General features: G+C 74.6%; 20 protein-coding genes and 1 pseudogene. 13 read left to right on the top strand and 8 right to left on the bottom strand.

Annotated features, from left to right (window positions below; translation table 11 throughout):
• Positions 1-85 precede the first annotated feature (85 nt).
• The 4 genes and pseudogenes from JOE63_RS03240 to JOE63_RS03255 all read left to right on the top strand — a co-directional run.
• Positions 86-568: pseudogene (locus JOE63_RS03240) on the top strand (MaoC family dehydratase); the annotation flags it as partial.
• Positions 569-747: 179 nt separating this feature from the next.
• Positions 748-1,596 (top strand): HpcH/HpaI aldolase/citrate lyase family protein, encoded by an 849-nt coding sequence (locus JOE63_RS03245; protein ID WP_204539075.1) that lies wholly within the window; start codon positions 748-750, stop codon positions 1,594-1,596.
• 116 nt (positions 1,597-1,712) lie between these two features.
• On the top strand, positions 1,713-3,950 hold the full coding sequence (locus JOE63_RS03250; RefSeq protein ID WP_087470715.1) for a tetratricopeptide repeat protein: 2,238 nt from the start codon (positions 1,713-1,715) through the stop codon (positions 3,948-3,950).
• 62 nt (positions 3,951-4,012) lie between these two features.
• Complete coding sequence (locus tag JOE63_RS03255) at positions 4,013-4,600, top strand: hypothetical protein (protein WP_087470716.1); 588 nt, start codon at positions 4,013-4,015, stop codon at positions 4,598-4,600.
• A gap of 6 nt (positions 4,601-4,606) precedes the next feature.
• On the opposite strand, the gene JOE63_RS03260 is transcribed toward JOE63_RS03255, so the two are convergent.
• On the bottom strand, positions 4,607-5,092 hold the full coding sequence (locus JOE63_RS03260; RefSeq protein WP_204539078.1) for a MarR family winged helix-turn-helix transcriptional regulator: 486 nt from the start codon (positions 5,090-5,092) through the stop codon (positions 4,607-4,609).
• Between the two features lie 93 nt (positions 5,093-5,185).
• Here JOE63_RS03260 and JOE63_RS03265 point away from each other — a divergent pair, with 93 nt between their 5' ends.
• Entirely contained in the window at positions 5,186-5,620 is a 435-nt protein-coding gene (locus JOE63_RS03265) for a nuclear transport factor 2 family protein (protein ID WP_087470718.1), read from the top strand.
• Between the two features lie 66 nt (positions 5,621-5,686).
• On the opposite strand, the gene pntB is transcribed toward JOE63_RS03265, so the two are convergent.
• Together pntB and JOE63_RS03275 are read right to left on the bottom strand one after the other, a co-directional pair.
• Positions 5,687-7,099 (bottom strand): Re/Si-specific NAD(P)(+) transhydrogenase subunit beta, encoded by a 1,413-nt coding sequence (pntB, locus tag JOE63_RS03270; protein ID WP_204539081.1) that lies wholly within the window; start codon positions 7,097-7,099, stop codon positions 5,687-5,689.
• On the bottom strand, positions 7,096-8,697 hold the full coding sequence (locus JOE63_RS03275; RefSeq protein WP_087472684.1) for a Re/Si-specific NAD(P)(+) transhydrogenase subunit alpha: 1,602 nt from the start codon (positions 8,695-8,697) through the stop codon (positions 7,096-7,098). The genes pntB and JOE63_RS03275 overlap by 4 nt, the downstream gene beginning before the upstream one ends.
• 257 nt (positions 8,698-8,954) lie before the next feature.
• Here JOE63_RS03275 and JOE63_RS03280 point away from each other — a divergent pair, with 257 nt between their 5' ends.
• A complete protein-coding gene (locus tag JOE63_RS03280) occupies positions 8,955-9,281 on the top strand; it encodes a hypothetical protein (RefSeq protein ID WP_204539083.1) in 327 nt (108 codons plus the stop codon).
• A 24-nt stretch (positions 9,282-9,305) separates the two neighbouring features.
• Here JOE63_RS03280 and JOE63_RS03285 read toward each other — a convergent pair whose 3' ends face one another.
• Positions 9,306-12,116: a flippase-like domain-containing protein gene (locus JOE63_RS03285; protein WP_204539086.1), complete on the bottom strand. Its 2,811-nt coding sequence runs from the start codon at positions 12,114-12,116 to the stop codon at positions 9,306-9,308.
• A 169-nt stretch (positions 12,117-12,285) separates the two neighbouring features.
• Between JOE63_RS03285 and JOE63_RS03290 the strand changes: the two genes are divergently transcribed.
• From JOE63_RS03290 to JOE63_RS03300, 3 genes are all read left to right on the top strand, one after another.
• Positions 12,286-13,143, top strand: a complete 858-nt coding sequence (locus JOE63_RS03290) for an HdeD family acid-resistance protein (RefSeq protein ID WP_204539089.1) — start codon at positions 12,286-12,288, stop codon at positions 13,141-13,143.
• A 35-nt stretch (positions 13,144-13,178) separates the two neighbouring features.
• Positions 13,179-14,027, top strand: a complete 849-nt coding sequence (locus tag JOE63_RS03295) for a hypothetical protein (protein ID WP_204539091.1) — start codon at positions 13,179-13,181, stop codon at positions 14,025-14,027.
• 94 nt (positions 14,028-14,121) lie between these two features.
• Entirely contained in the window at positions 14,122-14,586 is a 465-nt protein-coding gene (locus tag JOE63_RS03300; protein WP_204539094.1) for a DUF3592 domain-containing protein, read from the top strand.
• Positions 14,587-14,643: 57 nt separating this feature from the next.
• On the opposite strand, the gene JOE63_RS03305 is transcribed toward JOE63_RS03300, so the two are convergent.
• From JOE63_RS03305 to JOE63_RS03315, 3 genes are all read right to left on the bottom strand, one after another.
• Entirely contained in the window at positions 14,644-15,531 is an 888-nt protein-coding gene (locus tag JOE63_RS03305) for a CPBP family intramembrane glutamic endopeptidase (protein ID WP_374058989.1), read from the bottom strand.
• Positions 15,532-15,692: 161 nt separating this feature from the next.
• On the bottom strand, positions 15,693-16,058 hold the full coding sequence (locus tag JOE63_RS03310; protein ID WP_204543901.1) for a hypothetical protein: 366 nt from the start codon (positions 16,056-16,058) through the stop codon (positions 15,693-15,695).
• On the bottom strand, positions 16,055-17,005 hold the full coding sequence (locus JOE63_RS03315) for an SPFH domain-containing protein (RefSeq protein ID WP_204539096.1): 951 nt from the start codon (positions 17,003-17,005) through the stop codon (positions 16,055-16,057). The genes JOE63_RS03310 and JOE63_RS03315 overlap by 4 nt, the downstream gene beginning before the upstream one ends.
• Before the next feature lie 222 nt (positions 17,006-17,227).
• Between JOE63_RS03315 and JOE63_RS03320 the strand changes: the two genes are divergently transcribed.
• From JOE63_RS03320 to JOE63_RS03335, 4 genes are read left to right on the top strand one after another with little or no spacing between them, the layout of a single operon-like run.
• Positions 17,228-17,971, top strand: coding sequence for a hypothetical protein (locus JOE63_RS03320; RefSeq protein ID WP_204539099.1), 744 nt, complete (start codon positions 17,228-17,230; stop codon positions 17,969-17,971).
• Positions 17,964-18,269: a transcriptional regulator gene (locus JOE63_RS03325; protein WP_087470732.1), complete on the top strand. Its 306-nt coding sequence runs from the start codon at positions 17,964-17,966 to the stop codon at positions 18,267-18,269. The genes JOE63_RS03320 and JOE63_RS03325 overlap by 8 nt, the downstream gene beginning before the upstream one ends.
• Positions 18,266-19,249 carry an ABC transporter ATP-binding protein gene (locus JOE63_RS03330; RefSeq protein ID WP_204539102.1) on the top strand — a complete coding sequence of 328 codons (984 nt, stop codon included), beginning with the start codon at positions 18,266-18,268 and terminating at the stop codon, positions 19,247-19,249. Before JOE63_RS03325 ends, JOE63_RS03330 begins: the two co-directional genes overlap by 4 nt.
• Entirely contained in the window at positions 19,246-20,043 is a 798-nt protein-coding gene (locus JOE63_RS03335) for an ABC transporter permease (RefSeq protein WP_204539105.1), read from the top strand. Before JOE63_RS03330 ends, JOE63_RS03335 begins: the two co-directional genes overlap by 4 nt.
• Before the next feature lie 118 nt (positions 20,044-20,161).
• Here the strand turns inward: JOE63_RS03335 and JOE63_RS03340 are convergent, their stop codons facing one another.
• Entirely contained in the window at positions 20,162-22,924 is a 2,763-nt protein-coding gene (locus tag JOE63_RS03340; RefSeq protein WP_204539108.1) for a heavy metal translocating P-type ATPase, read from the bottom strand.
• Positions 22,925-23,205 lie beyond the last annotated feature (281 nt).

Consider the following 23,205-nt stretch of genomic DNA (forward strand, 5'->3'; position numbering starts at 1 on the left):
GACAGCAACGTCGTGGTCGACGGCGGGGGACGTCGTTCTCGGCGGACGGCAGCAGGCGGGCGGTCCAGGACGAGGGAGGAGCAGCATGCGCGAGGTGGTCCAGCGGGGCCTGTACTACGACGAGCTGGAGACGGGCGTGGTGTACCGCCACCGGCCCGGCCGCACGCTCACGGAGGCGGACGACGTCGTCTTCTCCACGCTCACGATGAACCACCAGGCGCTGCACCTCGACGCCGCGTGGGCCGCGACGCAGCCGTTCGGGCAGCGGCTCGTGAACTCGATGATGACGCTCTCCACGCTCGTGGGGCTGTCGGTCGGGCAGGTCACGCAGGGCACGATCGTCGCGAACCTCGGCTTCCGCGAGGTCGAGTTCCCGAAGCCGCTGTTCCACGGCGACACGCTCTACGCGGAGACGGAGGTGGTCGAGAAGCGGCTGTCGGCGTCGCGCCCGGGCCAGGGCGTCGTCACGCTGGAGCACCGCGGCCTCAACCAGGACGGCGTCCTCGTCGCGCGCGCCGTCCGCACCGCGCTCTTCTGGACCCGCGCCGCCCACGAGGCGGCGCCCGACGGCGACGCGTCACCGGACCGCGGGGCCGCTCCCGGGGCGACGGGTCACCCCCCACCTGCCGAACCCGGGGTTGCCGGGCAGGCCGAGCCCGACGTGCCCACCAAGCCCGGGTTCGGCACCGAGGGGGAGCATCCGCACCACGAGCCCGTTCTCGAGCGCGGCGACGAGGAGAGCGCGTGGTGAGCGACGGGTTCGGACTCGGGCCGGCGCTGCTGTTCTGCCCCGGCGACCGGCCCGACCGGTTCGGCAAGGCCGCCGACCGCGCCGACGCCGTCATCCTCGACCTGGAGGACGCCGTCGCCGCGGCCTCGAAGGACGCCGCCCGGCGCGCGGTCGTCGAGGCGTCCGCGACGCTCGACCCGGCGCGGACGGTCGTGCGGGTCAACGCCGTCGGGACGCCGGAGCACGCGCTCGACGTCGCGGCGCTCGCGGACACGCGGCTACGGACGGTCATGGTCGCCAAGGCCGGGCCGGAGCTGCTGGGGTCGCTCGGCGCGCTCGCGGCCACCCTCCCGGGCGTCCGGGTCCTCGCGCTGTGCGAGACGGCGTCGGGCGTCGTCGCGGCGCCGGAGCTCGCCCGGCGGCCCGAGGTCGTCGCGCTGATGTGGGGTGCGGAGGACCTCGTCGCGTCTCTCGGCGGGACGTCGAGCCGACGCCCTGACGGCTCGTACCGCGACGTCGCGCGGCACGCGCGGTCGGCGGTTCTCCTCGCGGCCGGTGCGGCGGGCAAGGCCGCGGTCGACGCGGTGCACGTCGACGTCGGCGACCTCGACGGGCTGCGGGCCGAGGCAGAGGACGCCGCCGCGTCGGGGTTCGCCGCGACGGCGTGCATCCACCCGAGCCACGTCCCCGTGATCCGCGCGGCCTACGCCCCGACGCCGGACCAGGTGGAGGCAGCACGCGCCGTGCTCGACGCGGCGGCCGCGAACCCTGGCGGACCGGACGCGGTCTTCACGCACGACGGCCGGATGGTCGACGGCCCCGTGCTGCGTCACGCGGAGGCCGTGCTGCGCCGGGCGGGCGCCTGACTGCGTTGAGCCGGCACCTGGTCGACACCGGCCGACGCCGGCCGACACCGGCCATGGGGACCGGTCCCCATGCCGGGGCGGTGCGGCGCGTCGGGCCTGCCGCATAGCCTCTCCCCGTGACCGACGTGAACGCCCCGGACCCGCAGGACCAGCACTGGACCGAGGGGTTCCCGCACCTCGCCGACCGCGCCGCGTCGCTCCTCGGCGTCGACGTCGCGACGGTCGCGCGGCTCCACAAGGTCGTCCCGGGCGGGTTCCACGTCTGGACCCCGGGCCGCGGCGGGGCGCAGGCGATCGTCGGGTTCGACGGGTCCGCGTACGTACGGGAGTCGTGCTTCACGCAGGCCCAGCTGGTGGAGGCGTTCCACGCGGGTCACCGCAACGACGCGAACGCCGCGACCCTGCCGGTGAACCACGCGGCGTCGGCGGTGGCCTCGATGGTCGGGATCCTGCGCGGCGACCCGGCGCAGCCCGCGACGCCCACCGGCCCGAGCGAGGCGGAGCTCGCGGAGCTCGTCGGCGGCGCGTTCGAGCAGACGACGCCGGACGAGATCGCGGACCGGCTGCGCGCCCGCGGCAAGGGCGCCTTCGTCGTCGTCGGCGTGGACCGCGCGCACGGGCCGGGTCACTGGTACGTCGCGTACTTCGACGGGGAGGACGTGCTCGCGCTGGACCCGGTCGCCAACGGTCGCACCGCGTGGCCGCCGCCCGCGGCGGACGCCGTGCGCTGGTGGGCGGACGGGACGCCGACGACGGTGCCCGCGCAGGTCGTGCTCGACGTCCGGTCGGCCACGGGCCGCCGCGTGTGGACGCAGACGACGCCGTTCCTCGCCCCGACGGCGCAGTCGTTCCTGGACTGGGTCGCGACGCTCCCCGCGGAGAAGGTCGTGACGGGCTACCAGGTCTGGCACGGCTTCTGGTGGGTCGTCCTCTCGGCGTCGGGCGACGACCTGCGCGTCGCCGTCACGGACCTCACGAAGGACGGGATCTCGACGCTCACGTGGGACGTCGACCCGATGCTCGACACGTACCGGCAGCAGCGCGAGATGGTCGCGTTCTGCAAGGTCGGCTCGAAGAGCACGCGCTTCACGGAGACCGTGCTGGTCTACAACGACGTGTACGACGCCCCGGAGATGTTCGTCGAGCGCACCCGGCCGGTGGGCGACGGCGCGTCGGGGTGGGTCGTGAAGTCGATCGCCGCGCAGCCCCGCGGCGGGCTCCTCCCCGTGCCCGCGCACGAGCTGTACCGCCGGGCGCCGCACCTCGTGCGCTACCTCTCGCTCCCCGAGGGCTTCCGGGCGGTGTGGGCGAAGAACCGGACGAACCAGATCTGGAACCCGGACGGCGAGCTCGTCTGGGACGCCGACGCGCGGGACGCGGCGAAGGCGGCCGCTGCGGCGCAGCACGGGACGGCGACCGGCGCACCCGCTCCGGCGGCGGGCACGGGGACAGGCGACGCCCCGGCAGCCTCCTCGGCGGGTGACGCGTCGGCGAGCGCGACCGCGGAGGGGGTTCCGACGTCGGGCGCGCCCCGCCCGCGCGGCAGCGTCGCCTACGAGGCGGCGCGCGAGGTGCTCGACGACCGCGCTGTGAGCCGGGAGCGCGCACTGGCCGCGGCGCACGGGCTGCGCGACGCGTTCGTCCGCAACGAGCACGTGATCGGCCTGCTGCCGGGCGACGCGGAGCAGGTGCTCGTCGAGACGTACCGCCGGGCCGACGCGGGCGGGGCCGACGCGGTGTCGCGCGAGGCGGCGACGTCGTGGGTGCGCGAGGCGTACTTCCGCCGCCTGCCGCTCGCCGCGGAGGCGGCCGAGCGGGTCGACCGGCTCGCCGAGGACGACCCCGACGGTGGGGCGCACGTGCTGCGCGGATGGATGCGCTACAACGGCTACGGGTTCGCGCAGGACGCCACGGCGGCCGTCGCCGACCACGAGGAGGCGGCGCGTCGTGGGAACGCCGACGCGCTGTTCGAGCTGTCCGTCCTCACCGCGACGGGCCAGGGCGCGCCGGTGGACGAGGCACGCTCGCGAGCCTTCCTCGAGCAGGCCGCCGACGCCGGCCACCCCCGCGCGCTCTACAACCTGGCGGCGGAGCACGCGACGGGCCGTGGTCGTCCCCGGGACTCCACGCGCGCCCTGGAGCTCTACCTCGCGGCGGGCGACCGGGGCAACGGGCGCGCGGCCTTCACGGCGGGGGTCATGATGCTCACGGGGGACGGGTCGCTGCCCGACCCTGCCCGCGCCGGCCGGGCGTTCGCGCTCGCCGAGGACCTCGGGTTCGACGTGCGCGACGCCGCCGCGCAGTTCCCCCCGCAGCTCGCCGAGCAGGTCGTCGGAGCGCTCGCGGCGGGCTGACCGGACAAAATACCCCCGCGGGCCGTTCCACTTGCGGGCTCGGGCATCGTATGGTCACTCGCGTGAACGTCTACGTCGTCCTGTCCCGCAGCCGTACGGTCCTGTCCCGGACCATCGCGCTGGCGACCCGCGACGAGTTCACGCACTCGGCCCTGGCGCTCGACCCGGGGCTCGACCTCATGTTCAGCTTCGGGCGACGTCGGGCCGGGAACCCGTTCGTCGGGTGCTTCCGGCGCGAGCGGTTCGACGACGGCCTGTACCGCGGCATGGACGTCGTGCCCGGGGTCGTGCTCGCGGTCCCCGTGACGCCGGAGCAGCACGAGGCGATCCGGGTGCGGATCACCGAGTTCCTGCTGGACTCGCACGCGTTCTCCTACAACGTGCGCGGGCTCGTCGGCGCCCGCTTCGGCCGCGGCCACGAGGCGGAGGACCGGTTCTTCTGCTCCGAGTTCGTCTACCACGTGCTGCACGGCGCCGGGGTGTGCGACCTCGGCGTCGAGCGGTGGCAGGTGCGGCCGCAGACGCTGCTCGACCTGCCGGGCCGCGTCGTCTTCCGGGGCGACCTCAAGGACTACGTCGCGGCGCACGGTGAGCTCGAGACGCTCCCGTCGCTCACGTTCGGCCACGCCCGCGAGCGCGTGCTCGGCTGAGCCCTCTCAGGGGCGGTCGGCACCGGCGGCGAGGTGCGCGTTGACGCGCCCGAGGAGGTCGAAGAGCTGCGCCCGCTCAGCCGGGGAGAGCGGCGCCATGACCCGGTCGTTGACCCCCGCGAGGATCGCGTCCAGCTCGTCGAGGCGGCGCTCTCCTGCGGGCGTGATCGACACGACGTTGCGGCGCTTGTCCGCCGGGTCGGGGGTCCGCTCGACCCAGCCTCCGGCGCCGAGCTCGTTGAGGACGGCGACGAGGTCGCTGCGGTAGACCCTCGTGCGGTCCGACAGGGCCGACTGGCTCGCGGGGCCGAGCTCGGCGAGGGCGGCGAGCACGACGAAGTGGTCCTTGTGCGCGCCGACGGCCCGCAGGGCGTCTCCGGCGACGCGGCGGGTCTGGGCCGCGGTCATGCCGACGAGGCGGGAGAGCTGTCCCGTGAGCCGCGCCGGCGTCTGGTCGCCGCGGTCGAAGCGGAGGTCGTCCTCGGTGTCCACGGCCTGATCCTACCCCTTGCGTTAGTCGATCTAACGATCTAGGTTTCGTGAGAGGAGCGAACGTTAGACGCTCTTACGATATGAGGAGGGGACATGACCACGACCGAGACGCTCGTTCGCGAGCTCGCCGACCGTGCCGAGCTGGCCGACCTCGTCGCCCGCCACAGCCTGTGGATCGACGAGCGCCGGTACGACGAGACCGACCGGCTCTTCACCGACGACGTCGTCGTCAGCTCGCTGCGCGGCGAGTCACGGGGCCTCGACGCGCTCGTCGCGCTCGTGCGACGCGGCCACGACGGCTACGCCCGCACCCTGCACCACAAGGGAAACCTCGTCGTCGAGATCGACGGCGACTCCGCGACGGTGCGCGCGCACGACCTCGCCGTGTTCGTCGTCGACGATGCGACCGAGTCGATCGCGGCCGCCGTCCACCGCTACGGCGCGCGACGCACCGAGGACGGCTGGCGCCTCGACCGCCTGGAGGTCACTCCCGTCGCGCTGACGGGCGCGCTCGAGCGAGCGCTCTAGGCAGCCGGGCGGCCCGGAGCGCCGCGCGAGCGCGCAACACGCCCCGCGGTCGAGGACGTCGGCCGGTCAGCCGACGCGCAGCGCTGCCACGATGTCCTCGACCCGCTGCTTCGCGTCCCCGAAGAGCATGCCCGTGTTCTCGCGGAAGAACAGCGGGTTCTGCACGCCGGCGTAGCCGGCCGCCATCGAGCGCTTGAAGACGACGACCTGCCCGGCCTCCCACACGTGCAGCACGGGCATGCCCGCGATGGGGGAGCCGGGGTCGTCGAGCGCGGCCGGGTTCACCGTGTCGTTCGCGCCGATGACGAGCACGACGTCCGTGCCCGCCAGGTCGTCGTTGATCTCGTCCATCTCCAGCACGATGTCGTACGGGACGCGCGCCTCGGCGAGCAGGACGTTCATGTGCCCGGGCAGGCGGCCCGCGACCGGGTGCACCCCGAACCGGACGTCCGCGCCGCCGTCGCGCAGGAGCTCGACGAGCTCCGCGACGGGGTACTGCGCCTTGGCGACCGCCATGCCGTAGCCGGGGGTGATGACGACGCTGCGGGCGTCGCGCAGAAGGGCCGCGACCTCGTCGGCGCTCACCTCGCGGTGCTCGCCCTGCGGACCCTCGCCGCCCCCGGCGGGGGCAGCGCCCTCCTCGGCCCCGAACCCGCCGAGGATGACGGACACGAACGACCGGTTCATTGCCTTGCACATGATGTAGCTGAGAATCGCACCGGAGGACCCGACGAGCGCGCCCGTGACGATGAGCAGGTCGTTGCCGAGCATGAAGCCCGCCGCGGCGGCGGCCCAGCCGGAGTACGAGTTGAGCATCGACACGACGACGGGCATGTCGCCGCCGCCGATCGACGCGACGAGGTGCCAGCCGAGCGCGAGCGACACGACCGTGAGCAGGAGCAGGGGCCAGATCGACGGCGCGACGACGAACCACACCACGAGCCCGACGCTCACGAGGAGCGCCGCGAGGTTGAGCAGGTTGCGGCCCGGGAGCTGGAGCGGGGCCGAGCGCGTGCGCCCGGACAGCTTGAGGAACGCGACGACGGAGCCGGTGAACGTCACCGCGCCCACGAGCACGCCGAGCGAGACCTCGACGAGGTGCGCGACGTCGTCGGCGCCGGCGGCGTGGGCGGTCAGGTAGGAGTTGAAGCCGACCAGCGCGGCCGCGGCGCCGACGAAGCTGTGCAGGATCGCGATGAGCTCGGGCATCTGCGTCATCTCGACGCGGCGCGCGCGCCACGTCCCGACCGCCGCGCCCACGAGGAGCACGAGCGCGATGAGCAGCGCCGTCGTGAGCACCGGCCGGGCGCTCGTGCCGAGCGCGAGGACGATCGTCGCGGCGAGCGCGAGGACCATCCCGACCATGCCGAGCAGGTTGCCGCGGCGCGCGGACTCCTGCTTGGACAGCCCCGCGAGGCTGAGGACGAAGAGGACGGCGGCGAGGACGTAGACCGCCTGGGCGACGGACGTCGCGGTCATCGGGCCACCCCCTGCGCGCGCGCCGGGACGTCCTTGCGGAACATGCGGATCATGCGGTTCGCCACGAGGAAGCCACCGAAGATGTTGATGCTCGCCACCGTCGCGGCGAGCAGCGCGAGCGTCGTGACCACCCAGTCGTCCGAGCCGATCTGCAGGAGCGCGCCGACGAGGATGATGCCGGAGATCGCGTTGGTCTGGGCCATGAGCGGCGTGTGGAGCGAGTGCGTGACGTTCGAGATCACGTAGTACCCGACGATCACCGCGAGCGTGAACACCGTGACGTGCCCGACGAGCGACGGCGGCGCGAACGACAGCGCGAGCGTCACGAGCACCGCGGCGAGCGCGGCGCCCACGGTCCGACGGCGGCGGCGCAGGCTCGCGGCCGACGCCGCCTCCGCGGCGGCCCGCTCGTGCGCCGCGGCCTCCAGCGCGGGGTCGGGTGGTGGCGCGGTCGACCCCGGTGCCTGTGCCGCGCTCACCGCGACGGGCGGCGGCGGCCACAGCACCTCGCCCTCGCGCGCGACGGTCATGCCGCGCTGGACCGGGTCGTCGAGGTCGAGCGCGAGCTCGCCGTCCTTGCCCGGCGTGAGCAGCTCGAGCAGGTGCACGACGTTCGTCCCGAGGAGCTGCGACGTGTGCTGCGGCAGGCGCCCGGCGAGGTCGGTCCAGCCGACGACCACGACGCCGTTCTCCGTCACGACCCGCTCGCCGGGCACCGTGAGCGCGCAGTTCCCGCCGCCCGAGGCCGCGAGGTCCACGACGACGCTCCCCGGACGCATCCCCGCCACGGCCTCGGCCGTGAGGGTCCGCGGCGCGCGGCCGCGCACGAGCGCGGTCGTGACGACGACGTCCGCCTCGGCGGCCTCGCGCGCGTACACCGCGAGGGCCGCGGCCTCCTGCTCGGGCGTGAGCGGCTTCGCGTAGCCGTCGGCGGACATGCCCTGCTGCGCGGCAGGCTCGCGCACGGCCGTGCCGCCCATGGACTCGATCTGCTCGGCCGCCTCGGAGCGCACGTCGAACGCGCGCACCTGCGCGCCCAGGCTCGCCGCCGCGCCGACCGCGGCGAGCCCCGCGACGCCGCCGCCGATGACGAAGACCTTCGCGGGCGCCGTCTTGCCCGCGGCCGTGACCTGCCCGGCGAACATGCCGCCGTACTCGCCCGCCGCCTCGACGACCGCGCGGTACCCCGCGACGTTGGACAGCGTGCTCAGCACGTCGAGGGCCTGCGCGCGCGAGATGCGGGGCACGGCGTCGAGCGCGAGCGCCGTCACGCCGTGCGCCGCGAGGCGCTGCACGAGGTCGGGGTCGTTCGCGGGCCCGAGCATCGCGACGAGCGTCGCGCCCGGTCGCAGGAGGGACACCTGGGCGTCGGTCGGCGCGTTCACCGCCGTGACGACGTCGGCGCCCCACGCGGTCGCGGCGTCCACCACGCCCGCCCCGGCCGCCTCGTACGCGGCGTCGGAGAACGTGGCCCCCGCGCCGGCGTCGTGCTCGACGACCACCTCGTACCCGAGTGCCCGCAGGCGCTCGACCGTGCGCGGGGTCGCGGCGACCAGCCGCTCCCCGTCCCTCACCTCGCGGGGGACACCGATCCTCACGTGCGGGCTCCTCACCTCGTCGAGCATCGTGGGCGCCCGCGCGGCCGGAGCCGACGGCGGGTGCGCGGCGAGCCTATCGGGGGCCGGCCTCGTCGTCCCGGGTCCAACGTCCCCGGGCGGGCGAGCCTCGACCCGGTCGGCGCGCGTCGTGCCCGACGCGGGACCGGCGGGGAGTTCTCACCATCGCGCGAGGTGGCGCCGCGGGCGCCGGGTCCGCGAGGATCGGGGCGCCGTCCGCTCCGACCCCAGGGGGAACCATGCGCCGCACCACCGTCCGTACCGCCGTCCTCGCACCCGTCGTCGCGCTGTGCGCCGTCGCGCTCGCCGCGTGCTCGGTCAACGCGAACCTCACCGTGCCGGCCTCGAAGATCGCGGAGGACGCCGAGGGCGCGCTGGCCGAGATCGGCGAGGCCGACGTCGACTGCGGCGAGGGGAACGTCGACCTGGTGGACGGCGAGGTCGTCGACTGCGAGCTCACCGACCCTGCGTCCGGGAACGTCTACGACACGACCGTCACGCTCTCCGACGTCGACGGGACGAAGTACCACGTCGACGTCAAGGTCGCCGACGCCCCGCAGGGCTGACGACGCCGGTCCGACGCGCGGCGGCTACAGGTCGCCCTGCTTCTGCAGGTACCGCATCGCGACCCACCCGATCGGGATCCGCGCCCAGTAGGTCGCGACGCGGAAGAGGAGCGTGGCCGACGTGGCGAGCGCGACGGGGACCCCGGCGGCCGTGAGGCCGGCGGTGAGCGCGAGCTCGATCGTGCCGAGGCCGCCCGGGGTCGGCACGGCCGCCCCCGCGGCGTTGCCCACCAGGTAGATCACGGCGACGTCGACCAGGTCGAGCTCCTGCCCGAACGCGGCGAGCGCCGCGTCGAAGGCGAGCACGTAGCCGAGCGTCATGATGATGTTGCCGGCGAACCCGATCGCGAGGCGTCCCGGCTGGCCCAGCATCTCCGACAGGCGGGGCCACACCTGCTGGATCGTCGGCCGGATCTTGGCGAGCGCCCAGGCTCGCACGGCCGGCACGAGCAGCGTCGCGAGGACGGCCAGCGCGACGCCGCCGATCGCGAGGAGGACCGTCGTCGACGGGAGCTGGACGAGACCGCCCTCCCCGGTGAAGATCGACAGGACCACCAGGATGAGGATCGTCACGACGAACTGCGACACCTGGACGAGCGCGACGGTGGCCACGGCCATGGGGGTCGAGATGCCACGCCGGGTGAGGAGGCGCAGGTTGAGCGCCGCCGGGCCGATGCCGGCGGGCGCGGCGAGCGCGACGTAGGAGCCGGCCGCCTGGGTCAGGTTGACCCGCCAGAACGGCAGCCGCTTCGGCGAGAAGGCGGTGAGCGTGAGCGCCGCGCCGAGCCACGTGAGGATGCCGAGCACGAACGACAGCACCGCCCACCACGGGTTCGCCTCGGTCACCGCCTCGGCGATCTGCTCGAAGTTGAACGAGGTGACCAGGGCCGTCACCGCGGCGATCACGAGCGCGATCGTGAGCACCGTGCGCGCGCCGAACCGCGTGATGCGCTGCGGCTCGACGTCCGCCTCCGGCAGACGTTCCACGAGCGCCGCGCGCAGCTCCTTGAGGAGCTCCTTGTTCTGCCGGATCTCCTCGCGCGTGCTGGGGGGCAGCGCGACGGACTGGAGCAGCGGGCCGATGGCGGCGATGTCGTCGTCGGGCAGGACGCTCACCGCGGACTCGACGGCACGGCTCGCCCCGACGCGCAGCGCGAGGAGCGCGACCATCTGGGCGAGATCCATGCGACGCGCGAGCTCGGACGACGCGATGTCGCCCTGCTCCCACCCGGTGAGCCAGACCTGCGGCGCGCCCGTCGCGGGCTCGCGGGAGACGAGCATGACGTCGGACGTCAGGGCGCGGTGCGCGATGCCCGCCGAGTGGGCGAGCCGGAGCTGGCGCCACGCCTCGTTGAGCACCGAGTCGGTGAGGTCCTCCACGGTGAGGTCGCGCAGGGAGACGGCGCCGGTCGCGTGCTCCTGGACGAGCACCATCGAGTCGTCCGACTCCGCGACGCCGAGCAGGCGCGGCGTGCGGACGCCGGCCGCGCGCGCGGCGTAGGACAGCAGCGCCGTGCGCTCGGCGGCGGCGCGCAGCGAGATGGCCGCGCGGCCCTCGCTGCCGCGCAGGCGCAGCGACCGCCAGAACCGGGTGAGGAAGCCGACGACCTGCCGGTCGCCGTCGAGCACGACGACGTCCCTGCGCACGCCGTCCTCCGCGAGCATCGCGTAGACGCGGTTGTCGCCCGCGCGGGCCAGGGCGATGGCGGCGGGGTCGGAGGGCGCGTCCTGCGCGTCCGTCGCGGGCGCGCGTCCGTTCGTCCCGCGCCGCTGCGTGCCCTCGTCGGCAGCGGGCGCCGCCCCGAGGTGCTGCGCGGCGAGGGCGGCGTCCGCGGTGAGGACGGTGCCGGCGTCCTCCGTGGCCCCGGGGGCGCGCAGGACACCGACGTGCACCTCGGCGGTGATACGTCCCTCGGCGTCGACCTCCGTGATGGGGTCCTCGGCCGCCTCGGCGAGCTCCTCGTCGTCGGTGACGTCCCGCACGCGGACCAGTGCCGTGGGGGAGAACCCGGCGCGCCGCACCCCGGACACGAGGTCGGGCCCGTAGGCCCGCTCGCTGCGCACGCCCGAGACGTAGCGCACGGTGAGCCCGGCGATGCGCCCGAGCAGCAGCGTGATGAGGATGCCGGGGAGCGAGACCTGGCCGGTGATGAGCACGACGCCGATCGCGACGAACAGCAGGTTCCACGACCACTTCACGGTGCGGCGCCGCGTCCGCGTGCCCGCCGCGGTGAGGAGGCCGCCGATCGCGGCGACGTAGCCCGGGACCGTGAGCCGCCACTCGCCCTGCGTGAAGACCGAGAGCCCGCGGATGAGCTCGTCCGACCCCCAGGTGCGCAGCGCGAGCACGACGAGCACGCCGAGGAGCAGGCCGAGCGCGGCGGCGACGATCGACTCGACGACCTGGCGCCCGAGCCGGCGGACGCCCAGCTCGGTGAGGACGGCGATCGGGACGAACAGCGTGATGAGGCCCTCGAGCACCTGCACGGGGACGAACAGGATGCGCGCGAGCAGGTCGGAGAAGTTGCGGACGTCCTCCGCGACCCCGGCCGTCGTGCCGTGCGCGTACACGGACATGAGCAGGACGACGACGACGCCTACCGCGCACAGCACGAGGTTGACGAGGTCGATCGGGTGCCGGACGCGTTGCTCGGCCGTGTCGACGACGCGGACGGTCCCCGCGTCGTCGTGACCCCGGCGCGCGAGCAGGGCCTCGAGCGCACCGGTCTGGGGACGGGTCTCCGCCTGCTCGGACCGGGCGAGCGAACCGACCTCGACGACCGCGCCGACGTGGGGAGCGTCGCGCTCGGTCGGCTCGGGGGCGGGGGAGGCCATGCGAGCGAGTCTAGGTCGGGGCCCTCGCGCAGGCGCGGTATTTGGCCGATTCCTCCGGGTGATTCGCCCCGTTCGCCCGCATGCTGGACGGCTCGTGGCACCCGCTCGGCGGGCGGGTGTGAGCAAGGCCTCCCTAGCATGGGCGGAGCGACGGACCTGGGAGGTCGGCATGGCACGTGGCACGACGACGGAGCGCGGCGCCGCGGGCGGCCCCGACCGTCCGGACGACTCCGCGGCTCCGGACGCGAACGGCCAGGAGCGCAACCCCTTCCGCAAGGTGTGGTGGCTGCCCGTGGTGCGGGGGACCCTCCTCGTCGTCCTCGGCCTCCTCCTCATGATCGAGCCGCTGGAGCAGCTCGGGACGCTGCGGGTCGTGCTCGGCGCGTTCCTCGTGGCCGACGGCGTGCTCGTCGCCGTGCAGGGGTTCGTGCACCGCCGGCAGGTCGGGTCGGCGTGGTGGCTCGCGCAGGCGGGCGTCAACGTCGTGTTCGGCGTCGTCGTGGCGCTCTGGCCGGACCTCACCGCGACCGCGCTCTACTACGTGCTCGCCGTGTGGGTGCTCGTGCTCGGCATCACGACGATCGCCGGGGCGGCCGCGCTCGTCCGCAACCGTGACCTGGGCTGGGCGTGGATGCTCGCGGTCGGGATCGTCTCGGTGCTGTTCGGGGTCCTGCTCGTCACGCGGCCGCTCGACGCCTTCGACGTGCTGCGGCTCGTCACCGTCGTGTTCGCGCTCTACGCGTTCGTGACCGGGGCGATCCACGTCGTGTCGGGCTTCGCGGTCCGCGCGGTCGCGCGCGAGCTCGCGGACCTGCGCGCGCAGGCCGTCGCGGCGGGCGTCGTCGTGACGGGCGGGTCCGTGCTCGGCGCGCCTGCCGCCCACCCGGGCGTCGCGCCGCCGACGGCCACCGGCACGACGGCGCAGCACGGCCCGAGCGCGGCGCCGTCGCCGGGACCGACGCCGGAGCCGGCGCCACGGCAGGAGCCGGAGCGGGACGGGCCGGACGGTGAGGGACGGCTGCCCTAGCATGTGACCCTCATCCGTCGATGCGAGGAGCCCCGGTGGTCACGGCGTACGACATCCTCTTCGGCCTCACCCCGCAGGACGCGGTGGACGGGTCACCGGTCGGGACGGCGGACCTGAAGCCGCCGCCCGTCGCTCCCTGGGGCGAGGCGGCCTGGGGGTGGATCGGCGACGACGGCCCGGGGATCGAGCCGCGGACCTGGCCGCGGAGCCCGAGCACCGGGCTGCCGATGCGGCACGCCGTCACGCTGCGGCTGCCGGTCGAGTACCAGCGGCGGGGCCCCGGGTTCCCGGGGGTGGCGTACTTCCTCGGCGAAGGGCAGTTCGCCGTCGAGCACGACGCGAGCGACCCGGAGGACCCGTTCGTGGTCGACCTGCGCGCGGCTCGGGAGCACCCGCAGGCGCTCGTGCTCAGCGACATCATCGGCCAGCGCTTCGCCCTGGTCTGGCTGACCGAGCCGGAGCTCGCGGCCGGTCCGACCGCAGCCCCGCCCGACACCCGTCGACCGGGTGAGCACGTCGCGACGGACGAGGGGGAGAACGCCTGGGACCCGCCCCGGGGCTCGCGTCGCGGCGAGGACATGGCGGCCACCCGGTGGGCCTACCTCGTCCCGAGGGTCGACGACCCGAACGCAGGCGCCGCCCCGGGCCGCGAGGAGACCGGCTGGGTCTCGCCGTGGGACGAGGAGTGGACCGGGTTCGCGGAGGGGGAGAGCCCCTGGGCGGACGACCACCTCGGCGGGACGTCGGAGGCGATGGTCGACTCGCTGGAGGGCGACTTCACGCCGCACTACCTGGAGCTGTCGACGCCCACGTGGGGCGTCGACTACGGCAACCGCGAGACGCACCTGATCGACCTGGAGACCGGGGCCTTCGGGATCGCCTGAACGGGGGGCGGTGCGCCGTCCGTGGCCGACGCCCCGGGCGCGGCGTCCCGGCCGCTAGCATCGTCCCCGCCGTCGACCCGAGGGGGACCCGCCCGTGAGCGTCCTGTTCATCATCGTGCCGCTGTTCCTCGGGGCCGCAGGCCTGTGGACGCTGTTCGGGGCGCTGCGCGGCCTCGCCGGTGTCCGCTCGCTCCAGCGGACGGGGCAGACGACGTACGGGCTGGTCGTCGCGGCGCACGTCCAGCACTCGTCGCGCGGGAGCGGGTCCGACCGGGAGACGAGCTCGCGGGTCGTCGAGACGATCGAGTTCACGACGGCGGACGGTCGCTGGGTCCGCGCGGTGCCGTCGTTCTCCGACGTGGGGATGCTGGACCGGTCCGGGAGCGAGGTCAGGGTGATCTATGACCCGGCCGACCCGACCCGCTGCGCGGCACCCGTCGGTGAGCGCCTCGGCGCGGGTGGGCAGGTCGGCCGGATCGTCTTCTCGCTCGTCTTCCTCGGGTTCGTCACGTTCTTCGTCGTCATGTCGCAGTCGATCCTGCGCATGTCCCCCTTCTGAGCGTCACGCGGCGCCGAGGCCTCGCCGGACCGGGGATTCCGCTCGACGGGTCCGCGGTCAGGCGAGGCCGAGCGACTGCTTCCACTCCAGGGGGAGGAGCGCGTACCCGACGAACGCGACGACGTCGAGCAGCGTGTGGGCGATGACGAGGGGCATGACGCGGTGCCTGCCCCAGCGGGACGTGTAGAACCACGAGAAGACGACGCCCATGACGACGTTCCCCACGAACGGGCCGAACCCCTGGTACAGGTGGTAGGACCCGCGCAGCAGCGAGCTCCACACGACGAACTTCACGCGGCCCCAGCCGAGGTCGCGCGTGCGCTCGAACAGGTAGCCGACCGCGATGACCTCCTCGAGCAGCCCGTTCTGGAGGGCGGCGAGGATCAGCACGGGCACGGTCCACCACGCGGCGTTGAGCGCCGACGCCTGCACCTCGACCGTGATGCCCAGGAGGCGGCCCAGCGCGTAGAAACCGAGACCGGGGATCCCGATGGCCGCGGCGAGCGCGAACCCCCACCCGACGTCGCGCAGGGGCCGGGCGCCGTCGAGCCCGATCGCCCGGACGGCCGAGCGGCCGCGCGCGCTGAGCAGGTACAGCGCGAGAGCGACGGGCAGCACCGCGAAGAAGATCCCGGCGAGCTGGTACGTGAGATCGAGGTACGGCCGCGCGGACCGGCTGACGTTGAGGCTCGCGGACTGCTCGCCGAGCGGCGTCCCGGCGGTGAGCCGCGCGAGGATGTTGATGATCGCGTAGACCGCCGACTTGCCCAGGCTCAGGCCGAGGACGATCCAGATCTCCGCGCCGATCCGTCGTCGCGTCGCCCGGTCCGGGCGGTCGTGCGCGTCGACGGCGACGGCGTCGCCCCTGGTCGGGGCCGCCGTCGGGCCGGGCGCGGGCAGCGGCTCGGGCGCGGTCGCGGGGGTGGACGCGGTCAGGTCGGGCACCGTCCGGTTATAGCACCGGACGCCGGGAGCGGCCTCGACGTCGCCTGGACGCCCGCTGTCCGCCGACCACGGACCTGCTCCGCGTCGACCACGAGGTTGCTGTCGTTCTCGGCCCCAGAACGACAGCAACCTCGTGCTCGGCGGGTCGGGGGGTTCGGGGGTCAGGGGGTGCGTGGGCGGCCCGGGCCTCGGGGTGGGCGGACGTCGCGGGGGAGGCGGCCGGCATCATCCAGCGCGCGGCGCAGCAGCATCTCGATCTGCGCGTTGACGCTGCGCAGGTCGTCGCCGGCCCAGCGCGCGAGCGCGTCGTGCACGGCGGGGTCCAGGCGCAGGAGCACCGACTTGCGCTGCGGGCGCTGCGCTCGCCCCGTGCCCGTGCCCGACGCCGGCTGCTCGGCCTGCGGGGGCGCGTCGCCCTCCGGCGTGGCAGGCTCCCCGCCCGCGCGGACGCCGCGGCCCGACGACGGCCGGTCGCCGTCGTCGGGCGCGTCGCGCTTCTCGGGCGGCGTGGGCCCGACGGGCGTCACTGGTACAGGGACCCCGTGTTGACGACGGGCGTCACGCGGCTGTCGCCGCACAGCACCACGAGGAGGTTGGAGACCATGGTCGCGCGGCGCTCGTCGTCGAGCGTGACGATGTCCTCGGCCTCGAGACGCGAGAGCGCGTCCTCGACCATGGACACCGCGCCCTCGACGATGCGCGACCGCGCCGCGATGATCGCGCCGGCCTGCTGGCGCTGGAGCATCGCCTGGGCGATCTCCGGGGCGTAGGCGAGGTTGGAGATGCGGGCCTCGATGACCTCGACGCCCGCCACGACGACGCGCGCCGCGACCTCGGCCGCGATCTCCGCCGACACGACCTCGGTGGCCCCGCGCAGCGACTGCTCGCCGGCCTCGGCGTCGTCGTAGGGGTGCGACATCGCGACGTGGCGCAGCGCGGACTCCGCCTGGACGCGGACGAAGTCCTGGTAGTCCTCGACGGCGAAGGACGCCTTCGCGGTGTCGGCGACCTGCCAGACGATGATCGCCGCGATGTTGATCGGGTTGCCGTCGGCGTCGTTGACCTTGAGCTCGCTGGTCTCGAAGTTGCGGACGCGGACGGACACGCGCTTGCGCGACGAGAGCGGCACGGTGGCGACCAGCCCGGTGCGCCGGATGGTCCCGAGGTACCGGCCGAAGAACTGGACGACGAGCGTCTGCCCGGGGTTGATGACCTTGACCATCGTGAGCAGGAAGAACCCCAGCAGGATCGCGACGACGCCCAGCACGACACCGCCCGGGGTGCCGGTCGCGAACAGGGGCACCGACGCGCCGAAGGAGGCGAGGAGGAGCAGGATCACCAGGCCGCCGCCACCGGCACCGAGCGACCACGCGGGCTGCTCGGTGACGTCGACCCGCGTGCCGTCGTGGCCGACGGGACGGCCGGTCGGCTCGCCGCCGACGGACTCCTGCGGGGGTGCTGCGCTCTCGGTCACGGTGTCCGTCCTCTCCTGCGGCCGGGGCCGCGCACGTCGTGTATAGCAAAGTGATATCACATTACGGCGCGGTCGAGCGACCTCCGCCCACCCTTCCCGTCGCCGAGCACGCCCGCGCCTGCCGCCGAGGGGCAAGAAGGGGGTTGCGCGACCGGCGTCACCGTGGCAACCTACAAACAGGTTTGCAGTGCAAAGTAGTTTTCAGGACCTCGAGAGGACACCATGACGACGGACCACGGCGACGATCCCCGCGACGGGGTGGCCGAGCCGGACGAGCCGGCGCTCGACGTCGCCGAGACGCTCCGCCTCATCCGTGAGCAGCAGGACCGCGCGCGGGACGCGACCGAGCCCGACGCGCGGCTGCTCTTCCTCGCGTGGGGGGTCGCCTGGCTCGTCGGCTACCTGTGCCTCTGGGCGAGCGCCGTGCACGGCGGCGCGGGGACGGGGAGCATGGCGGGCGCCCAGCCCGAGCCGTGGGCGTTCTGGGTCTTCTTCAGCCTCATCGCCGCGGCCATCGCGTTCACGATCGTCCACACCGTCACGCGGACGGTCGGCACCCGTGGCGTCAGTGCCCGGCAGGGGACGATGTACGGCTGGTCGTGGACCCTCGGCTTCGTCTCCTACGGGTTCGTCCTCGGCGGGCTCGCCCGTGCCGGGGCGTCGGAGGAGGTCATGGCGCTGGCCAGCAACGCGTTCGCGTGCGTCGTCGTCGGCCTGCTCTACCTCGGGGGCGGCGTCGCGTTCTGCGAGCAGCGGCTCTACGTCGTCGGGGTCTGGATCCTCCTGGTGGCCGGGGTCGCGACGATCGCCGGCCTCCCGCTCACGTACCTCGTCATGGGTGCGCTGGGCGGCGGCGGCTTCCTCGTCATGGCCGTGGTCGAGCACGTCCTCAAGGTCCGACGGCGCCGCCTCGCCGCCGGCGCCCCGCCCGCCCGGGTGGCGGGGGAGGGCGCGGCCGATGCCTGACACCGAGCTCGACCCCGTCATCCACGCCCCGGCGCGGCTGCGCGTCGTCGCGACGCTCGCGACCCTCCCGACCGGGGACGAGCTGTCCTTCCCCAAGCTGCAGAAGCTCCTCGACATGACCGCCGGGAACCTCTCCACCCACCTGCGCAAGCTCGAGGACGCGGGCTACGTGTCCGTCACCAAGACCCACGAGGGCCGCACCCCGGCCACCTACCTCGCTCTCACCGCCCGCGGCCGTGTCGCCTTCGAGGACTACACGACCGCCCTGAACACGCTCCTGAAGGGAGCCGCAGGATGAGCACCGACCACGCCCCGAGCACCAGAGCCTCCCGGGCCGTCACGACCGAACCCGCGGTGTCGGCCACCGACCCCGCCCGACCGGTCGTCGCCGTCGACCACGTCACCCGCCGCTTCGGCACGGTCGTCGCGCTCGACGACGTGTCCCTGACCGTCGGGGCGGGCGAGCTCGTCGGCCTGCTCGGCCCCAACGGCGCCGGCAAGTCGACCCTGCTGTCGCTGATCAGCGGGCAGCGCCGGCCCGACGCCGGGACGGTCCGCCTGCTCGGCGGCGACCCGCGGGACGCGCGCAGCCGCGCCGCGCTCGGCCTCACGCCCCAGGAGACCGGCCTGCCCGCGACGCTCAAGGTCCGCGAGGTCGTCGACTTCGTCGCCGGCCACTACCCGGACCCCGTCCCGACGGCGGAGCTGCTCGACCAGTTCGGGCTCACCGAGCTCGCGGGCCGCCAGACGGGAGCGATGTCCGGCGGGCAGAAGCGCCGCCTCGCCGTCGCGCTTTCCCTCGTGGGCCGGCCGCGCGTCGTCCTGCTCGACGAGCCGACGACGGGCCTCGACGTGAGCGCCCGCCAGGCCCTGTGGGACGCGATCCGCGCGTACCACGCCGACGGCGGGACGGTGCTCCTGACCAGCCACTACCTGGAGGAGGTGCAGGCGCTCGCGGAGCGCGTCGTCGTCATCGACCAGGGCGTGGTCAAGGCCGACGCCTCGCTCGACGCGATCCTGCGCCGCGTGTCGCTGCGGCGGGTCGTCGTCGGGTCGCCCTCGGACCTCGCCGACCGGCCCGGCGTCGTGCGGTCCGACCGCCTCGGCGACGGCCGCCAGGAGCTCTACACGCCCGACGCCGACGCGCTCGTGCGCGAGCTCGTCACCTCGGGCGTCGACTTCCACGACCTCGAGATCCGGGGCGCGAGCCTCGAGGAGGCGTTCGAGCAGATGGTCGCGCGCGACGCGACCCCGACCACGGAGGCACGGGCACGATGACCACCACGACCCTCCCGGGCGGCGCGCCCGCCAAGGCCCTTCCCGGGCCGCTGCGCCTGACCTGGCTGCACCTCAAGTACCAGTTCCTCGAGACCGTGCGCGTGCCGGTCGCCGTGCTGGGGAACCTGCTGTTCCCGGCGCTCGCGATGTTCTTCTTCGTCGTGCCGCAGAAGGAGGTCGCGGGCAACCCCGTGGCCGCGACCACGGCCGTCGCGTCGCTCGGCCTGTTCGCGATCTGCTCGGCGAGCCTGTTCACCTACGGGCTCGGTGTCGCGGAGGACCGGCAGCTCCCGTTCGACCCGTTCGTGCGCTCGCTCCCGGCGGGCCCGACGCCGCGCATGGCGGCGCGCGTGCTCAACGGCGGCGTCTTCTCGCTGTTCGGGCTCGTCCCGCTCATCCTCATCGGCTGGCTGTTCACCGACGCGAGCGTCACGTGGAGCCAGCTCCTCGCGGGGGTCGGGACGGTCCTGCTCGTGTCCGTGCCGTTCGTGCTGCTCGGCATGGCGATCGGCTACTCGCTGTCCGCGAAGGCGGCGCTGCCGGTCGTGCAGGTGATCCTCTTCCCGCTCGCGTTCGCCGGCGGCCTGTTCCTCCCGCCGTTCCTCTTCCCCCCGTGGCTGGACGCCATCTCCATGGCCACGCCGACGCGCGCGGGCCGTGACCTGCTCGTCCAGGCGCTCACGGGCGAGCCGGCGTACGGGGGCGCCTGGTTCGTGCTCCTCGGCTGGACGGTGGTCTTCGCCGCCCTCGCGGTCGGCGCCTACCGCCGCGACGAGGGCCGCCGCTTCCGCTGACCCCCCGGTGCCGAACACGACGTTGCTGTCGTTATCCCGCGGATAACGACAGCAACGTCGTGCTCGACGGCGACGAACGTCGTGGTCGGCGACGGCGACGGCGACGGCGCGGGCCGGGTCAGGCGGCGCGGCGCAGGCGCAGCGAGTTCCCGACGACGAGCACCGAGCTCGCGGCCATCGCCGCCCCCGCGATCATCGGGTTGAGCAGGCCCGCCGCCGCGAGCGGGATCGCCGCCACGTTGTAGGCGAACGCCCAGAACAGGTTCTGCTGGATGATCCGCAGGGTCCGGCGCGAGAGCCGGATCGCCGTCGCCGCGCTGCGGAGGTCCCCGCGCACGAGCGTGAGGTCGCTCGCCTCGATCGCGACGTCCGTCCCCGTGCCCATCGCGAGCCCGAGGTCCGCCGTCGCGAGCGCGGCGGCGTCGTTCACGCCGTCCCCGACCATCGCGACGACCCGTCCCTCGCGCTGGAGCCGCGCGACGACGTCGACCTTCTGGTCCGGGAGCACGCGCGCGACGACGTCCGACTCCGCGATCCCGACGGCGCGCGCCGCCTCGCGGGCCGCGCCCTCGCCGTCGCCCGTGAGCAGGTAGGGCCGCAGGCCGAGGTCTGTCAGCTCGCGCACCGCCTCGGCAGACGTCGGCTTCACGGGGTCGCGCAGAACGAGCACCGCGCGCGCCCGGCCGTCCCACGCGACGACGACGGCGCTCGCCCCCGACGCCTCGGCGGCCGCGAACGCGCCGTCGAGCGCCGGGTCGGGCGAGACGCCCTCGTGCGCGAGCCACGACGGCTGCCCGACGAGCACGCGCCGCGCGGTGAGCCCGCCGCCGTCGCCCAGGGAGAGCCCGGAGTGCGCGGTGCGGACGACGGCCTCGACCCCGCCGCCCGGTTCGCTCCGGAAGTCGAACGCCTGCAGCGAGCCGATCATGACGCCGTCGGCCCCCACCGGGGCGTCCCCGCCGTTCGAGGACGATGCGGCCGTCCGGCGCGCGGCCTCGGCGACCGCCCGGGCGATCGGGTGCTCGCTCAGCGCCTCGACCGCGCCCGCGTGCCGCAGGGCGTCGCGCGCGTCGTCGACCTCCCGGCGCGACCTGTCAGCGTCTCGTCGCGCCGGAGCGCGACCGTCCGCTGACAACGTGTCGAGCGGCACGGTGCCCGACGGCGTCACGACCGCCTCGAGCGCCATCGCGCCCTGGGTGACGGTCCCCGTCTTGTCGAGCACGACGGTGTCCACGCGCCGCGTCGACTCGAGGATCTCCGGGCCCTTGATGAGCACGCCGAGCTGCGCACCCCGGCCGGTGCCGACGAGCAGGGCCGTCGGCGTCGCCAGGCCGAGCGCGCACGGGCACGCGATGATGAGCACCGCGACGGCGGCGGTGAACGCGAACTGCGTGCCCGCCCCGGCGAGCAGCCAGCCGACGAACGTCGCGACCGCGAGCACCAGCACGACCGGCACGAACACCGCCGAGATCCGGTCCGCGAGCCGCTGCACCGGCGCCTTGCCCGTCTGCGCCTGCGTGACGAGCCGCCCGATCTGCGCGAGCGTCGTCTCCTCGCCCACGCGCGTCGCCCGGACCAGCAGCGCGCCCGCCGCGTTGACCGTCGCGCCCGTCACGTCGTCGCCCGGGCCGACGTCGACCGGCACCGGCTCACCCGTGAGCAGCGACGTGTCGACCGCGCTCGAGCCCTCCAGCACCACGCCGTCCGTCGCGACCTTCTCGCCCGGCCGCACGACGAACACGTCCCCGGCCGCGAGGTCCGCGACCGGGACGCGCTCGGTGACCCGCGCGCCGTCGGCACCCGTGCGGGGAGAGCCGTCCGGGCCGAGCACGACCCGCTCAGCGTCCTTGGCGCCCAGCTCCAGCAGGGACCGCAGCGCGTCGCCCGCGCGTCGCTTGGACCGGTGCTCCGCGTACCGGCCGGCGAGCAGGAACGTCGTGACGACGGCCGCGACCTCGAAGTACAGCTCCGGCGTGCCCATCGCGTCCCGGGACGGGATCAGCGTCGGCTGCATCCGCATCCCCAGCTCGCCCGCGCCGCCGAGCAGGAGCGCCCACAGCGACCACAGCGTCGCCGCGACCACCCCGAGCGAGACCAGCGTGTCCATCGTCGACGCGCCGTGCCGCGCGGCCCGGAACGCCGCCGTGTGGAACGGCCACGCGCCCCACGTGACGACCGGCAGCGCGAGCGCCGCGACGACCCACTGCCAGCCCGTGAACTGCAGCGCCGGGACCATCGACAGCGCGACGACCGGCACGGTCAGCACCGCCGCGACGCGGAGACGTTGCCGCAGCACGGCGCCTCGGTCGGGTCCGCCGGCGGGGTGGCCGGAGGTGCTCGGGCCACCGTCCGGAGCCCTCGTTCCTCGGGCACCTCCTGCCACTCGGTCGCGATCCTCCTGCGTTCCCGCGCTCGCCCTGGGGTCTCGCTCGGTCAGGCCTGCCACGCCGTTCGCATCGTCCCGCCGCTCGGTCGCCTCGACGATGGACTCCCCGCCGTCCGCCGAGGTAGAGCCGGGGTCCGCCGAGGTAGGCCCCTGGTGTGCCGGAGGAGAACCGTGGTGCCGCGAGGGAGAACCCTCGCCCACGGGGGCGAGATCACGCCGTGTGGTGACGCGGGCGGCGTAGCCGGCTTTCTCGACGGCAGCGACGAGGTCGGCGTCGGTGACGTCGGCGGCGAGGACGACGTGCGCGCTCTCGAGCGGGAGGTTGACGGTAGCGGTGACGCCGTCGACGCGGTTGAGGCGCTTCTCGACGCGTGCGACGCAGGACGCGCACGTCATGCCCTCGATCGCGAGGTCGACCTCGGCGAACGGTCGACCGTCGACGACGTCGCCCGGCGGGTCGGCGGTCGTCGGGGTGGGCGCGGGCTGGGCGGTCATGCGGGTGACTCCTCGACGGGTGCTCTGACGGAGGCCACCGACGGCGGTCCGTGGTGTCGGACGTCGCGGCGTGCGCGCCCGAGCGGGTGGGGACGGGCGGCGCGGGGCCGTGTCGAGGTGGCGACGGTCGGCCCGTGGGTGGTGCCCGACGGCGGAGGCGACCTCGTGCGGACGAGGCACGCCCCGGCGTCGGGCACCGGGGCGGTGCGACCTGTCAGCGACCGCTCGCGCGATACGGCGACCACCTGCTGACAGGTCACCCGGGAGTGGCGCTGTCAGCA

The sequence above is a fragment of the Cellulosimicrobium cellulans genome (assembly GCF_016907755.1).
Lineage (GTDB): Bacteria > Actinomycetota > Actinomycetes > Actinomycetales > Cellulomonadaceae > Cellulosimicrobium > Cellulosimicrobium cellulans_D.

What these genes read in the sequence shown, in the direction of transcription:
- JOE63_RS03265 (WP_087470718.1), top strand. Translation starts at nt 5,186, where the DNA reads ATGACCACGACCGAGACGCTCGTTCGCGAGCTCGCCGACCGTGCCGAG.
- pntB (WP_204539081.1), bottom strand. Translation starts at nt 7,099, where the DNA reads ATGACCGCGACGTCCGTCGCCCAGGCGGTCTACGTCCTCGCCGCCGTC.
- JOE63_RS03280 (WP_204539083.1), top strand. Translation starts at nt 8,955, where the DNA reads ATGCGCCGCACCACCGTCCGTACCGCCGTCCTCGCACCCGTCGTCGCG.
- JOE63_RS03285 (WP_204539086.1), bottom strand. Translation starts at nt 12,116, where the DNA reads ATGGCCTCCCCCGCCCCCGAGCCGACCGAGCGCGACGCTCCCCACGTC.
- JOE63_RS03290 (WP_204539089.1), top strand. Translation starts at nt 12,286, where the DNA reads ATGGCACGTGGCACGACGACGGAGCGCGGCGCCGCGGGCGGCCCCGAC.
- JOE63_RS03320 (WP_204539099.1), top strand. Translation starts at nt 17,228, where the DNA reads ATGACGACGGACCACGGCGACGATCCCCGCGACGGGGTGGCCGAGCCG.
- JOE63_RS03325 (WP_087470732.1), top strand. Translation starts at nt 17,964, where the DNA reads ATGCCTGACACCGAGCTCGACCCCGTCATCCACGCCCCGGCGCGGCTG.
- JOE63_RS03330 (WP_204539102.1), top strand. Translation starts at nt 18,266, where the DNA reads ATGAGCACCGACCACGCCCCGAGCACCAGAGCCTCCCGGGCCGTCACG.
- JOE63_RS03335 (WP_204539105.1), top strand. Translation starts at nt 19,246, where the DNA reads ATGACCACCACGACCCTCCCGGGCGGCGCGCCCGCCAAGGCCCTTCCC.
- JOE63_RS03340 (WP_204539108.1), bottom strand. Translation starts at nt 22,924, where the DNA reads ATGACCGCCCAGCCCGCGCCCACCCCGACGACCGCCGACCCGCCGGGC.